Source organism: Microvirga tunisiensis (genome assembly GCF_009296175.1).
Lineage (GTDB): Bacteria > Pseudomonadota > Alphaproteobacteria > Rhizobiales > Beijerinckiaceae > Microvirga > Microvirga tunisiensis.
The window spans coordinates 1-13,368 of the sequence record NZ_VOSK01000178.1 but is presented as its reverse complement, the minus strand read 5'-3'; the positions used below and the strand labels follow the sequence as shown (position 1 = coordinate 13,368).

20 protein-coding genes are annotated in these 13,368 nt (G+C 60.7%); 9 read left to right on the top strand and 11 right to left on the bottom strand.

Translation table 11 applies throughout. The features are described from left to right. Positions 1 to 176 (top strand): transposase (locus FS320_RS28060; RefSeq protein WP_192926244.1); only part of this gene is annotated, 176 nt, incomplete at its 5' end. A gap of 889 nt (positions 177 to 1,065) precedes the next feature. Here the strand turns inward: FS320_RS28060 and FS320_RS48420 are convergent. Continuing rightward, positions 1,066 to 1,422: a DUF6894 family protein gene (locus FS320_RS48420; protein ID WP_244627435.1), complete on the bottom strand. Its 357-nt coding sequence runs from the start codon at positions 1,420 to 1,422 to the stop codon at positions 1,066 to 1,068. A gap of 498 nt (positions 1,423 to 1,920) precedes the next feature. Between FS320_RS48420 and FS320_RS28050 the strand changes: the two genes are divergently transcribed. Beyond that, the gene (locus FS320_RS28050; RefSeq protein ID WP_152715507.1) at positions 1,921 to 2,307 is read left to right on the top strand and encodes a response regulator; all 387 of its coding nucleotides are present in this window, start codon (positions 1,921 to 1,923) and stop codon (positions 2,305 to 2,307) included. A 3-nt stretch (positions 2,308 to 2,310) separates the two neighbouring features. Continuing rightward, entirely contained in the window at positions 2,311 to 2,586 is a 276-nt protein-coding gene (locus tag FS320_RS28045; protein ID WP_152715505.1) for a hypothetical protein, read from the top strand. A gap of 80 nt (positions 2,587 to 2,666) precedes the next feature. On the opposite strand, the gene FS320_RS28040 is transcribed toward FS320_RS28045, so the two are convergent. Continuing rightward, positions 2,667 to 2,930, bottom strand: coding sequence for a DUF6894 family protein (locus FS320_RS28040; RefSeq protein ID WP_108523442.1), 264 nt, complete (start codon positions 2,928 to 2,930; stop codon positions 2,667 to 2,669). 305 nt (positions 2,931 to 3,235) lie between these two features. On the opposite strand from FS320_RS28040, the gene FS320_RS28035 reads away from it, so the two are divergent. Next, positions 3,236 to 4,009: a Crp/Fnr family transcriptional regulator gene (locus FS320_RS28035; protein WP_152715503.1), complete on the top strand. Its 774-nt coding sequence runs from the start codon at positions 3,236 to 3,238 to the stop codon at positions 4,007 to 4,009. Positions 4,010 to 4,101: 92 nt separating this feature from the next. On the opposite strand, the gene FS320_RS28030 is transcribed toward FS320_RS28035, so the two are convergent. From FS320_RS28030 to FS320_RS28010, 5 genes are all read right to left on the bottom strand, one after another. Next, positions 4,102 to 4,443, bottom strand: coding sequence for a response regulator (locus FS320_RS28030; RefSeq protein WP_152715501.1), 342 nt, complete (start codon positions 4,441 to 4,443; stop codon positions 4,102 to 4,104). An 82-nt stretch (positions 4,444 to 4,525) separates the two neighbouring features. Beyond that, positions 4,526 to 4,792: a DUF6894 family protein gene (locus FS320_RS28025; protein ID WP_152715500.1), complete on the bottom strand. Its 267-nt coding sequence runs from the start codon at positions 4,790 to 4,792 to the stop codon at positions 4,526 to 4,528. A 126-nt stretch (positions 4,793 to 4,918) separates the two neighbouring features. Beyond that, positions 4,919 to 5,164: a DUF6894 family protein gene (locus FS320_RS28020; protein ID WP_152715498.1), complete on the bottom strand. Its 246-nt coding sequence runs from the start codon at positions 5,162 to 5,164 to the stop codon at positions 4,919 to 4,921. Between the two features lie 91 nt (positions 5,165 to 5,255). After that, entirely contained in the window at positions 5,256 to 5,993 is a 738-nt protein-coding gene (locus FS320_RS28015) for a Crp/Fnr family transcriptional regulator (protein ID WP_152715496.1), read from the bottom strand. 172 nt (positions 5,994 to 6,165) lie between these two features. Beyond that, positions 6,166 to 6,618 (bottom strand): response regulator, encoded by a 453-nt coding sequence (locus FS320_RS28010; protein ID WP_152715494.1) that lies wholly within the window; start codon positions 6,616 to 6,618, stop codon positions 6,166 to 6,168. 309 nt (positions 6,619 to 6,927) lie between these two features. Here FS320_RS28010 and FS320_RS28005 point away from each other — a divergent pair, with 309 nt between their 5' ends. Both FS320_RS28005 and FS320_RS28000 read left to right on the top strand, forming a co-directional pair. Beyond that, positions 6,928 to 8,079, top strand: coding sequence for a sensor histidine kinase (locus FS320_RS28005; protein ID WP_152715492.1), 1,152 nt, complete (start codon positions 6,928 to 6,930; stop codon positions 8,077 to 8,079). 175 nt (positions 8,080 to 8,254) lie between these two features. Then, positions 8,255 to 8,614 (top strand): hypothetical protein, encoded by a 360-nt coding sequence (locus tag FS320_RS28000; protein WP_152715490.1) that lies wholly within the window; start codon positions 8,255 to 8,257, stop codon positions 8,612 to 8,614. A gap of 934 nt (positions 8,615 to 9,548) precedes the next feature. Here the strand turns inward: FS320_RS28000 and FS320_RS46190 are convergent. The 4 genes from FS320_RS46190 to FS320_RS27985 all read right to left on the bottom strand — a co-directional run bounded on the left by FS320_RS46190 (position 9,549) and on the right by FS320_RS27985 (position 10,919). Continuing rightward, positions 9,549 to 9,689 carry a hypothetical protein gene (locus tag FS320_RS46190; protein ID WP_162866305.1) on the bottom strand — a complete coding sequence of 47 codons (141 nt, stop codon included), beginning with the start codon at positions 9,687 to 9,689 and terminating at the stop codon, positions 9,549 to 9,551. A 41-nt stretch (positions 9,690 to 9,730) separates the two neighbouring features. Continuing rightward, positions 9,731 to 10,036 carry a hypothetical protein gene (locus FS320_RS27995; protein WP_152715488.1) on the bottom strand — a complete coding sequence of 102 codons (306 nt, stop codon included), beginning with the start codon at positions 10,034 to 10,036 and terminating at the stop codon, positions 9,731 to 9,733. Positions 10,037 to 10,349: 313 nt separating this feature from the next. Continuing rightward, positions 10,350 to 10,559: a hypothetical protein gene (locus tag FS320_RS27990; protein WP_152715486.1), complete on the bottom strand. Its 210-nt coding sequence runs from the start codon at positions 10,557 to 10,559 to the stop codon at positions 10,350 to 10,352. 150 nt (positions 10,560 to 10,709) lie between these two features. Then, positions 10,710 to 10,919, bottom strand: coding sequence for a cold-shock protein (locus tag FS320_RS27985; protein WP_152715484.1), 210 nt, complete (start codon positions 10,917 to 10,919; stop codon positions 10,710 to 10,712). Positions 10,920 to 11,304: 385 nt separating this feature from the next. Here FS320_RS27985 and FS320_RS27980 point away from each other — a divergent pair, with 385 nt between their 5' ends. The 3 genes from FS320_RS27980 to FS320_RS27970 all read left to right on the top strand — a co-directional run. Continuing rightward, positions 11,305 to 12,024: a polyamine aminopropyltransferase gene (locus FS320_RS27980; protein ID WP_162003284.1), complete on the top strand. Its 720-nt coding sequence runs from the start codon at positions 11,305 to 11,307 to the stop codon at positions 12,022 to 12,024. Between the two features lie 114 nt (positions 12,025 to 12,138). Beyond that, complete coding sequence (locus FS320_RS27975) at positions 12,139 to 12,333, top strand: hypothetical protein (protein ID WP_152715482.1); 195 nt, start codon at positions 12,139 to 12,141, stop codon at positions 12,331 to 12,333. A gap of 185 nt (positions 12,334 to 12,518) precedes the next feature. Next, on the top strand, positions 12,519 to 13,368 hold an 850-nt coding region (locus FS320_RS27970), incomplete at its 3' end, for an alpha/beta fold hydrolase (RefSeq protein WP_152715480.1).

The following is a 13,368-nucleotide window of genomic DNA, read 5'->3' as shown; positions in this document are numbered from 1 at the left end:
ATCTCGCCCGGGCGGAGTTCGCAACGCTGCGGTTGCGCCTGCTCAAGATCGCCGTGCGGGTGCAGGAAACCACCAGCCGCATCCGACTGGCCTTTGCCTCGTGCTGTCCGGAAGCGGATCTCGTCCGGCGTCTTGCGAGCGCTCTGGCACCCCAGCCCCGGGCGGCCTCGCCCTGAGCGCCGGGGCTGCCATCGCCCCGGTCATCCCATCCCGTCCCTGCCAACGCGTTCCCCACGTTCCAGACCTTGCCGCGGTGAAAGAAACGCAGCGGATCGGCACGCCCGCGCTACCAAATAGGCCCCGAAACAAACTCTGGTGAATAGGAACGGCTAGCTGACACGCGGTCCAGTCGGCCAGTTCGGCACGATGACGCCACTGGCGCGCGACGGTCCGAAGCTCCGCCCGGAGCTCTGGCGGCTGACACAAATCCCTGGCAAGGCGCTCGATCTCGGCAGCCTTAGCTTGGTAGGTCTGGGCCGATTTCATGTTCCTCTCCCGAGGTGTTGAAGAAAGCAGCGCCGGACCCGTCGCTTTGAGGACTGCTTCATCACGGCCTCCTCGTGCTGGATGGAGGAACACTGGGAACCGTGATGGTAACCTGCTGGCCGGAGCGGGGATCAAGGATGGTGAGGGTCATGGAGACCTCCTGTGATGGATCCCGATATCGCACGAAACCACTTGTCCTTCTGTGACCTGCACCACACGCGCGGTGCGATCTGGCTTACAGCAGCCGGGGAGGGACATCGGCAAATCGAAGACCTCCTTGTGGTCTTCCCTACCTTAAGTGCCTCGGCATCGAACCGAAGCGCTCATTCTTTGGGGTTCTTTCCATAAAGGCGCTTCTGCGAAATTGCGATCAAAGGCCGATAGCTATCTGGCTAAGGATGGATCCCGGCCTCTCCGCGTAGTGCTAAGGTGAGGATGACCGTCGCGTGTGCGACCTGCGTAAGCGCGGTCGGACCGCCGGAGGTGGGCCGCCCTCGCCTCCGGCGGCTCTCATAACACGAAGCTCGCCGACGCTCGCCTTGCGCGTTTCATACACCGTCTTCTCAGAAATTCGCGGCCTCAATGCAGAGGAAGAAAACTCCGGTTTTCATCGAAATCGGTCAGGGAGATGCTCATCACCCGTCGCCCCGCGTCATCCGTGACCTCAAGATGCCAGCCCTGGCGCTCGTCCGACGTGAGGCTCCCTTTGAGCACCTCATCCACGGTTTGAACGATACGGACCAGATGGACGCAAAAGCCTTCGGCGGTCCACAGACTGATCCCTTCCTCATCAGGGATCAGCCCACGATCAGAGACAAGATGGAAGAAATATTTCGCTGACGCAGGTATGGCCGATCCACCTGCACATGGCTCCTCGCCTAAGACACCTTGGCTCCGGTTGTATTCCCTGTGCTTCGAGAAATTCGCAGCTGACAATGAACCCCCCTTGCCGAAGGCTCTTCCAATCCCTCAACCAGGGCGCTCCTCCACGCCTGGGGGCAGTGGAGCTTGGTCGGGCTGATGCGCAAAGCGCCCGGTGTACGGAGTTATGCAGCAGACGAGGTCAATCACCCGTGGATGCGCGACACTGCGGACCAAAGCCCGAAAGGCCAGATCCAGGCCGTGGAACGCGCCGAGTTTTCCGGAGGCTGGTTAGCATGGATTCTACGCGGCGATCGGCATGACCCTTTCAAAAGCCATTCAGCCAGGAAGCTCTGGACTGTGCAATCAGAGATGCCTTCGGCCTGAAGCACTGAACGGTTCCAGCGGCCGGAGCAGCGTCATATCCGGCACGAGAGCCGCCGTGCCCTGATGAGCCAAAGCAAGCGCAAGCGTGCCCAAGGCGACAATCATGAAAAAGGGTGTCATCGACCCACAACCAGGAACATCCACTCGCAGGTACTCGTTGGCCAGCTTCAAAGAGGATGAAGCGCGATGCTGGCAGGATCCCGTGTTCTCGTGGTCGAGGATGAGGCGCTCATCGCGTTGAGCATCAGCGAGATGCTCACCGAGGCAGAGGGGGTGCCGGTCGGACCGGCTGCCAGCATTCGCGAGGCGCGCCAGCTCATCAGGGACGTCGCGGTGCTTGATGCGGCCGTGCTGGACGTGAACCTCGCCGACGGCTCAGTGACGCCGATTCTGGAGGCCTTGAGCGCACGGGGCATCCCAACCGTGATCTACACCGGCGGTGCTGTCCCGGAGGACGTCCGCCACCGTCACCCCGACTTGATTGCGCTGTCCAAGCCCGTGCTGCCGGCCCGCCTCATCGGCGAGCTCCGGAAGGCGATCGGTCCCTCGCGCCCGCCTCGATCCCGGGGGTGACCCATGGAACCGGTCAGCCAGCGCCTTCCTGCCAGGTCCCGGCACGTGGTCGTTCGTTTCAGTCTCAAGCTTGCGGTGTTCTTGATCATCTGTGGCCTCCAGATGGGGTCAGGAGGCCCGAACCTGTTCTCCGAGGTGACAAGGCTGGCTGCCGTTCTCTGCGTGGTTCTTGCCCTGCACGCCCGCGAGCGCCCGATGGGCACGTCGCTCAACTACTGGGACGAGGCAGTTGTCTTCGGCTTAGTTTCCCGCCTCGGCGGCATTCTTGGATTTGGATGACGGGGCCATGGCGCGCTCCTTCGCGTGGGAATCCGACAGGAATTCTTGGCAGCATACGGTCGAAGACACGTTATGCGACTTCATAGGGGAGGTCCTGCAAAATTATGGGTCTCGCCACTCAACTCCTCCAGGGAGAAGCGAAGCCTGAACAAGGCCTGTCCGGCGGCATCGGTGACCTCCATGTGCCAATCGGAACCCTTCCACGATTTTATGCTCTGACCACGAATGATCTCACCGGCGGTCTGGACGGCTTCCTCACGCGCCGCCTCGAGCCCGGGGAGCTCGGTTCCCTCGGTATCGGGATGGGCGGACCCGTTGAAGGTATGGAAGAAATAGCGAGGCATGGAACACTCTTTTGCCGACAGGCGAGAGCACACGAATCTCTCAATCGTCGGTGCCTGGTTCACTCATGCCAACGACGGTGGATCAACTTCCTGGATCTGGCTTCGTTCGGAGCAGCGTCGAGGCTGGCGAACTCAAAGCCCTCGCCATCGGGAGTGAAGCGCGCTCCCTCGCGCGTCGAAGCGATAGCAGGCCGGGCTCAACAACGCCGTTTCCTTCTGGCCCCCTGCCTTGCTCCAGGCCCACTCACCTGTGATACTCAGGGCATTGTCAGCAACCGAGCCTCAGGCGCTGGCGGCTGAGAGACATGCGCTCCCGCCTGATCATCTGGGAGCCTGTCGTGGATGCCATCCATCCCCATACCGCCGCGCTGATCCGCAAGCTGGAGAGCATTGCCCGGCTCACGGACGAAGAGAGGGCCGCCCTGCTGCGCCTGCCACTGCGGCTGAAAACCGTCCCGGCGGATCAGGACATCGTCAGCGAAGGCGACACCCCCTCCGAGTGCTGCCTGATCGTCGAGGGCTTCGCCTGTCGCTACAATGTCACGGCTCAGGGCAAGCGCCAGATCCAGTCGTTCCACATCAGCGGCGACATCCCCGACCTCCAGAGCCTGCACCTGGAGGTGATGGATCATAACCTGGGCACGTTGATCCCATGCAAGCTGGCCTTCATCCAGCATGATGACATGCGCAGCCTCATGCGCAACCATCCTCGACTTGGCGATCTGTTCTGGCGCGATACCCTGATCGATGCGGCGGTGTTTCGGCAGTGGGTGGTCAATGTCGGCCGGCGTCAATCGCTGGCCCGCATGGCGCATCTGCTCTGCGAGCTGCTGGTGCGGTTGCGAGCGGTCGAACTGGTGGAGGACCATGCCTTTGAGCTGCCGGTGACCCAAGGGGATCTGGCCGATGCGATGGGCCTGTCCAACGTGCACGTGAATCGGGTGTCACAAGAACTCCGGGCGAAGGGCCTGATTGCCCTGCACGGCAAAACCCTGAAGGTGCTGGACTGGGAGGGCCTGAAGAGGACAGGCGAGTTCGATCCGACCTATCTGCACCTGGTGAAGAAAGAGGCGCTCTGAACGGCAGGAGGGGTTTCATCGAAACGGGAGATGATCCCGTCGACACTTGGCCTCGGCATTCCATCAAGGGTCTTGGCGGAAGTTTACCGCTCTCAAGCCGCCCATGTTGCCAAGACACCAATCACCTGAGCCATCCTGTAGGGCTTCGAGAGGATGATCCCACCAGGAACAGGCTGCATCTGCTCGGCATAGCCTGTCACATACAGGACGGGCAAATCGGGAAAGCGCTCCCGGTAGGCCCTAGCCACCGCCCAGCCATTGGCCTCTGGCAGGCGAACGTCGGTCAGCAGGGCATCAACGGCAATCCCAGCTTGCAGGAGCCTCAGAGCTTCCCCGCCAGTGGCCGCTTCCATGACCTCGTAACCGGCGTCCTCCAACTCGGTCACAGCCATGTCCCGGATGAAGGGATCGTCTTCGACTACCAGAATTTTCATGATGCTCCCGCCGTATGGCGTGCATACATGGATCGCCAAGTTACGTCATCAACCTTCGGCTTCATAAAGACAGTTCTACGAATTACGAGTTCTCCAGGAGGGATTGGAACAGGCTCTTCGGAAGCGCAGCCCTGACAGGCACAGTGGCAAGTTGGCGGCCTTGGTTATCCGCGATGACGATGGCCTCCAAGGTCACCTCATGCCCGCCCTTGATGTCTGCCGCCACGACGTCCCGAATGCCCTGCAAGGCTTCCTCTTGGGCCGCTTGGAGGCTGGGCAGGTCCAAACCTTCCGTGTCTTCGACAACCGACTGATCCGCCTGTTTCAGGTGGAGAAAATAGCGGCTCATCGCCGAGCGCCTCCTTTTAGCGACCCGTCAACTGCCGACTGGTTTAGTTGTTGCTGTCTGGAAGCAGACAGTAGCCCCTGTTCCACAAATGGGTTTCCGCGAATTACGCGCACCAGGGATAAGTGCTTAAGGGAGTGGGTCATGCCACTCGATCGTCATCGAAGCTGTCACGGTGACGATCCGCTGGTCTTGCTGGTCCCTCACCTCGATGACGACATAGCTGGTGTCACCCTTTGCCAGCCGGCTCGTTCCAATCTCAGCCGCCGAGCGGGCCGCCCCATGCACCGCGGCGTCCAGGCCGTCGAACGCGGAACCCTCTTCATCGCGCACGAGCTGCTCGCCGTCATGGATGTCGAGATAGTAGCGGGCCACGGCACTGTCCCCTTCAGAGTTGATGCCTCCTCACTCATGGGAGGAGTTTCAGTTCTCAGAATGGGAGCTTTTCCCGGATCCTGGGGATCCTCTAGCGGCTCGGCGGCTGTGGGTACGTGCCGGGCAGCAGGCGCTGATAGATCCGCCGGATCTTGGCGTAGCATTCGCAGGCTGTCTCTTCGAGGCCAGCTCGGTCGATCACCGTAATGCCCCCGCGGCTCTGCTGGACGAGCCCTGCCGTCTGGAGCGTGCGCGTCACCACGCTCACCGAGGAGCGTTGCACCCCCAGCATTTCAGCCAGAAACTCGTGGGTCAGGGGCAAGGTGTCCTGATCAGCCCTGTCGTGCATGCTGAGGATCCAACGGCAGCAGCGAGCCTCCACCACATGAACCGCATTGCACGAGACTGTCTGGAAGGTCTGGGCCAGCAGGGCCTCGCCGTAGCGCATGATCAGGTCTCGGAGGTTGGGGCAGGCGTTCCTGACCTCGTTCAGGCGCTCGAAGGAGATGCGCGAGGCGGTGCCGGACATCTGCACGATGTAGCGCCCAAAGGCTTCCCGCGTCACGAGCGCCCCTAGCAGGCCCAAGACCCCCTCGCGCCCGAACAGCCCCACCTCGACGGTGCCGCCATCCTCCATGACATTCACCAGAGAGACCATCGCATCATGCGGGAAGTAGGCGTGGCTAATAGCGTTGCCCGTCTCGTACAGCACCTGACCCCGCTTGAGGTCGACGAGTTCAAGGTGGGGCTCAAGAAGCGCGAAGTCCTCGGGCACCAGAGCGGCCAGGAGCCGGTTTGTGCGATGATCTGCTTTCGGAGCATGAGCCATGGCGACACCCTCACACCCGTTCAGAGAACGCGAGACCCCTTGGGGCCGGTTCCATACACGGCCTTTCGCAAAATTATAGTGTAGCGAAGGATGAAGGTTTATTCTTCCGGCTCGGGAAGCGGCTGTGCGAGGCCGCCCACAGCACCAATGCCGCTGTGCATCCAAACGACCTTCAGATCGTCGCAAGAACTGGAGAGCCTTGCTCAACCGTTGGAGGATCGAGCGGGATCATGACAGGCTTCGCCGTCTCGCCCAGCATCTCCTGCACCATGGTGATCAGGGCTGAAGGCGCATAGGGCTTGGGCAGAAAACGCTTGCCCTTCGGCAGGTCTCCGATGCCGGGTCGGGCAAGTCCTGATGTGACAATGACCTTGATGCCCGGGAACCGCATGTCCACGATGCGAGCCAAGGCAAAGCCATTCAGCGCCCCTGGCATGTTCACATCGGTGAAGACCAAGCGCACGTCATGTCGGCTCTCGAGCAGGATCAAGGCCTCGTCTGCGTTGACGGCTTCGATGACCCGGTATCCCGCGTCTTCGGTCAGGATGTCCCCTGCAAGCATTCGTAACAATGTTTCATCTTCGACGACGAGGATGACCGGGGGCTTGTTCTCGGTGGTGCTCATGAAATGTGCCCATTTTCTCTCTGCACTCAGTCAAGAGTGCTGGGGCGCTCGGGGCTGCGTGGCGTCAAGCCAAAGCCTACCGGAGGGAATCCAGCGGCTGAAAACTCTGTATACCCTCAAATTCAGAAAGTATACAGCGTCAAGACACCATGAACTGCGTCGTATTCCACTCGGGTTGGAAGGCTTGTAGCAATGAGAGCAGGATAAAACACCAGCCTTCCGGTCTGATTACATCCAGGCTTATCGGAGGTCCCCGAAACATACCTCTGAACGGCAAAATTAGATCGCAGGCTAATCAAGAAGGGCATCATGCCAGATCACGAACACATGGTTAAGCGGCAGAAGGTGCTCGCGGACTTCGGTGAGTTTTCCCTGCGCAGTGAGGATCTCGACCAGATCCTGACGGAAGCCTGCCGCCTCGTCGGCGAGGCGCTTGGGACCGACCTCGCGAAAGTTCTGGAAATCGAGCAGGACGGAAAGTCCGTGTTCATGCGGGCGGGAGTCGGCTGGAAGCCGGGATATGTCGGAACAGTGCACTTGCCGATGAACGAGCGCTCCTCCGAGACCTACTCGATCAAGGTTGCAAAGCCGGTCATCACGAAGGACATCGACAAGGAAGACCGCTTCGAGTTGCCAGCCTTCCTGAAGGAACACGGGGCGGTTGCCATCGTCAACGTGCCGATCTTCCTGCCCGGCGGAAAGCCGTACGGACTGCTCCAGGTGGACAGCCGCGAACCCCGGGAGTTCGGGGAGGAGGACATCGCGTTCCTGCGGACCTACGCCGCCATCCTGGGGCCGGTGATTGATCGACTGCACAAGAGCCACAGCCTGAAGGAAGCCCTTGAGGCCAACCAGCACCTGCTCAAGGAACTGCAACATCGGGTCAAGAACCATATCGGCATCGTCACCAGCCTTGTGAGAATGCGCGCCAGAGACGTCACCTCGGAGGAGGCGCGCCGGGAATTGGCCACGGTCGGCGAACGGATCGAGGTGCTTCGCCTGGTCAACGAGTTGCTTTATGTCGCCGGCACGACCGATCTTCTCCGGCTGCGCCCGTATGTGATGCAGCTTGTCGAAAACCTGTGCCATGTGGACGAAGGCCAGTTCGGCAAGGTGCGGCTGGAGTTTGCCATCGAGGAGGTGGACCTCGCCCCCGAGATAGCGGTGCCGCTCGGCCTCATCCTGAACGAGTTTGTCACCAACAGCCTGAAATACGCCTTCGATGGCGAGAGCGCGCAGGGAGGTGTCATTTCTGTGAGTGTCGAAGTGTTGGAGGAGAACGGGATCCGGGTTCGCATGTCCGACAATGGCAAGGGGCTGCCCGCTGAACCTCGTCCGGCACGCTCCGGCTCTGGCACTGGAATGAAGCTGATTGGGGCGTTGGCACGCCAGCTTGACGCCAAGCTGGACTGGTCGTCATCGCAAGGCACGGCGCTCTGCCTCGAATTCAGCCGCCGCTGAAATTTGGATCTGTCAATTCCAGAAAGGGCCTTTAAGAAATCGCCCTCACCGCTGAGTGTGATCGGGATCGCTAGCATGGCGGCTACCCTGAAGCACGAACCGGTCGAGCGCAGAGTTTGGTGGCTCCGTCTGGCCGGGGAGGCTTAATCAGCGACTGAGGCTTTAGGAGCACTGTATGCCGGTATATCAACTCCTTACACGAGCAATGTTCTGCGCCGTCAGCATCGTACTGATCGTCATTGCGATCGGCCTCATCGTCTATGCCGGCATGCAGCAGGTCTCAGCCTTCAGGGCGCCGGAGCAGCATATCGGCCGGGCGCTTCTTGACTCTGTCGGGTACATGGTCATCGCCGTTGCGATCTTTGAGGTCGCCAAATACATCCTTGAAGAAGAGGTGATTGACCCCACTCAGATGCGGAACGCCGGCCAAGCGCGGCGCAGCATCACCAAGTTCGTTTCCCCCTCAGCATTGCCGTCTTATTGGAGGCTCTGGTCGCCGTCTTCCAAACAAGTAAGGGGCAAGATATGTCCATGATGCTCTACCCCACTCTTCTGCTGTTTGGCGGGGTTGCCATGGTTGTCGGGCTGGGCGTGTATCAGCGGCTCAGCACCGCCGCTGAAGGTGAGGTGCGGAGTTCGCCACGAGCAGCGGCTGAGGAGCAGGCGGAGCTAGACAAATTCTAGCTTACGTCCACCTGGTCAAGCGCGAGGCCCTCGGACCAGGATCAAGGGGTTCACCGGAACACGCGGGTCATCCCGACGAGGTTTGGCCAGGGCTGCATTGCGACCCATCCATGAATGAACTTCCGCGACGATGGCACTGTATGGTCGTCCATGACTCCGCTCGCAATCAGGCTTGGAGAACCCATATAAAGGTCATCGGCGCCCAAGAATTCTGGCTTTTGCCGACTGAGGGATGCGATGTGCTCCCGCCTTTACGGCAGAGGAGCACCCCGTGCCCCGCTCCTTCTTTAACTCGCGTGACAGCGAGACATGCCCGGAGGATCACAGGAGGATCCACGAGATAGAATGCGATGGGGTCGAGGCGGCCCACGTCGAGGCCCAGAGCACCTTTACGGCCTGGGCTGCGCCAAGAGCGGCCTGCGTGCCACGGAGCCGGTTTTCCGGCATCCCTGCGCGGGGCAGCGGGTGACCTTCTGACTTGTAACCCGCGGGCCTCTCGCGGTTGGAGGACGAACCCATGAAGAAACCAAACGATGCCGCTCAGGCTATCCTTGATGGGATTGCCGCTAGAGCGGCGGCTCACAAGGTGAGACCTGCCGAAGCCCGAGCCGAACTCAAAGAGTGCCGCTTCTGCGGCAAACTCTACCTTGAGCCTTGTGACAACAGCGAAAAATCCCTGGCATGTGGCAACACCAAACTCTGACTGAGTGCGGCCCGGTCCAGTAGGACTCTGCCCTAGTCAACGGGTTGAATAGGGTTCCTTCAGCAGATGATGCGTGAAGACGCTATCGCTTGCCGCCGGATGGTTTGGCAGGTGTGCTGCCTTTGCCTTGGTTCGCGAAGGGTGAGGTCGGGATCGCTTCCTTCGGCTTGTCCTTCTTCGGCTTCTTTGCCTCGCGGTTGCCGCGTTGTTCGCCTCTGGCCATGGCTGGTCTCCGTTGTCGGTCAGTCCGTGGGAAGGATCATCTCAGTCGTCGGTCGACTTGTCGAGCAGATGGTCGAAGTCGGCCAGCACGCGGTCGATCAGCCTGCGGCGGCGCAGATCGCTTGCATCCAGGCTCTGCGCCAGGAGGCCAAGCAGATAGCGTGCCTTCGCACCCGCCTCCGGCCAGTCGGTGGCGGGTGCGGCTGCCAGCAGGTCTTCGAGTTCCGTCTGTCTCGTGCGCAGCGCGTCCTGGTCGGCTTCGACCTCGGACCGCAGACGGCGAAGGTCGGTCGCCTTCTGGGCTGCCATGCCGCGATGGGTGTCGAGATTGGTCGGCTGATCAGCCATGGGGGGTTCCTCTGTGCTTGATCGCCTAAGCTCTTCGGTCAGAAGCCGTGCCAAGGTCTTGGCCAGCCGCTCATGCTGTCCGATAAGCTCAGGCGTTACCAGATGCCACTCGTGCGCTCGCAGTGCCCAGGCGACGTCCGAGAGGCTGCCGAGCGGCTCGTGTGGCCAAGCGGGCTCGCCCGTGGGGGTCAGGATCATAAACTGCCGTGAGGCCTTCTGCCGACGCGAGCGACGTACAGGATTTCATCATCGCGACGAAGCAGCGCGACAGGATCGTAGATCTGGGATCCGTGGAAGAAGGCCTCACCGTCGGTCAAATGACTGATGCCCTGGCCGCGATCTCGCTTTCACGCACGGCGCGCTCGCCGAAGCCGGACGATTTGATGCGATACGAGAACTCACCGGTCTGATCGGCCGGCATGAGGCGGGTTACCTCGTAGATGCCGCTTGCACTTGCACGTTTGTCTGAAATACGCGGATGGGTGATGCGGACCAACTGATGAACCTGATACTTGTGCGACATTCATTCCTCCTGGAGCTTAACTGTTATGGCGTAGGGTAGCGTGGGTAACCGCTGCTGGCTGTTAACCGGTACAAGCGAAAAAGCCGCCCACGAGGGAGCGGCTTCAAGGCTAGGCGACGCAGGTCTGTGTCCTGCGCCCATCATGAGCAGTTACGCCATCTCGATGTTGTTGACGGCGATCTTGCCGGAGCGGCGGTCTTCGGCCGTGTCGAAGGCAACCTTTTGGCCTTCGACGAGGTTGCGCATGCCGGCGCGCTCGAGAGCGGTGGCATGAACGAACACGTCCTTGCTGCCATCGTTCGGTTGGATGAAGCCGAAGCCCTTCATGTCGTTGTAGAATTTTACAGTGCCCGTAATCATAGGGGTAACCTTTCGCGATTATTGCAGATGCACGTGAGCGAAGGCGCGCAGAAGCGCGGCCTTTTCTCGGTTCGTCGATGTAATGGTAAGAAAGTCCGAACGTGCGCCTGGAAAACCAAAAGCGAAACGACCCGATTGTCCGGCCAAAATCCGATAAAACGATATAGTTCTTTTCTAGAGTAATAACAAGGACCGTTTGTCTTTGTCTCTAATGGAGACAGAATTTACCAGATGAGGACGCAATTCAAAGCCGGGACTTTGTTCAGCAGGGCGGAGCGGCTTCAATATTGATCAGGCTCAATCGGTGCACATCATGGACGGCAGTTCCCCGGCTATCGCGGATGCGCCAATGAAGTCACTATGACCGCCCAATGCGGAGCATGCCGTGAGTGCGCTGTTCGAGGAGCTTGATTATCGCCCTACTCCCATGGGAGCGCTCAGCCTTCGGCGCCGACGCGATCTCCGGAGTGGAGGTGACATCTACGAGATCAAGCTCAACGACGAGTTCCTGATGTCGAGCCTGTTCAACGCATCCGAGATCGCCCTCGCACGGCTCGGGCTCGCAGCCCTGACCGGAACGTCCTTCGATGTGGTCGTCGGGGGCCTTGGCCTCGGGTACACCGCGCAGGCCGTGCTGGAGCATGCGCAGGTGGGCTCGCTCCTGGTGGTCGATGCCCTTGCGGAGGTGATCGAGTGGCACCAGCAGGGTCTGCTGCCGCTCGGGGCCGAGCTGACCTCTGATACACGTTGCCGGCTGGTTCTCGGCGACTTCTTTGCCGGGGCTGCCTCAGAGGCGGGTTTCGATGCCGACCATCCAGGGCGCCACTACTACGCGATCCTGGTTGATATCGACCACTCGCCGAAGAACGTCCTGCATCCGAGCCATGCAGCGCTCTACACCCTCGATGGTCTCACGCGCCTTGCAGCGCACCTCCATCCCGGAGGCGCCTTTGCCCTGTGGTCGAATGATCCTCCGGACGATCAGTTTCAACAGGCACTTGGCGAGGTGTTCGCGACCAGCCAGACGCATATCGTTGCCTTCGACAACCTGCAGAAGGATGGCGAGGTGACAAACACAGTGTATGTCGCAACGCGTGGTCGCTAACGACCCTGGCGGGGCTCTCATTCGTCGGGCCAGCGCAGCCACCTTTGAGTCCGCTTGATCGAAGTGGATCACTCGCGGGCGCTCAGGCGTTCCCGTTATCCCACGGAGATACGCATGGCCCAATTTCCTATTGTGAAGACCCTCGCCACCATTGCCGTCACACGGGTTGATGGAGAATACCGCATTCGGATCGAGGATCAGTCTGGCGACACTGCGGTTTATCGCGCCGTCTCAGATCAAGTTGTCGATCTCGCTGACAGGCTCGACGACCTCCTTTCCGATGAAGACGAGGAGCACGTCGCTGGATAAGGCTCTCTGAAAGCATCGGTGGAATAGGGGGCATCAACCGTCTGGGACACTGTTCACACCTCAGCCAACCACCCGCGTACACGCAGAAGCCTCTTCGGAAAGGGCGATTGTTTCAACTTGCTGCGTTGCAGCAACCGACTGGCTTCTCGGGCGTTCTTCACGATCAGCCCACATGGAGAGCATGCATGTCCCGCACTGAGACGAGCGCCGAGACAAGCCCGCGCGACCAAGCTGGGACGACCCTTCACGCGACCCAACCGCAACGGGTTAACACCCATCACCATGGGCGGGCGACTGCAAGGTCGGGCAGGGCGCTCCGTCCTAAAGAGAGCTCTCATTCGAGCCGTTGGCGTTGGCTCACGCCAGTTCTGGCAGGCTCGGCCGCAGCACTGGGAGCTGCTGTTCTGTACAACCGGCAGAAAACCAGGGCCGCCGAACGCAGGACGCCGTCGATAGGCCGGTTCCTCAATGTTGATGGCGTGCGCCTGCACTACATCGAGCGCGGCGCGGGCGAGCCTATCGTGCTGATCCATGGCAACGGCACCATGATCCAGGACTTTACCGTCAGCGGTCTCGTGGACCGTCTGGCGTCCCGGTACAGGGTGATCGTGATTGATCGTCCTGGTTATGGCTACAGCAGCAGACCCCGCCAGCTCTGGACCCCACGAGCCCACGCCAAGCTCTTCCAGCGTGCTTTGAAGCAGCTCGGCGTCGAGCAAGCTGTTGTCCTGGGGCACTCCTGGGGCACCCTGGTTGCGGTCGCCCTTGCCCTGGAGTACCCAGCGCTCGTGCGCAGCCTTGTGCTTGCCTCCGGCTACTACTATCCAACACTTCGAGCCGACACGTTCCTGTTCTCACCGCCGGCTGTTCCCGTAATTGGTGACGCGATGCGCCACACCATCTCTCCTCTGGTTGCCCGCGCCATCCTGCCAGGCCTGATCAAACAAATGTTCGCGCCGGCGGAGGTGCCGGAGCGGTTCGAGCGCCTGTTCCCCAAGGAAATGATGCTCCGCCCGTCGCAACTACGCGCCGCGG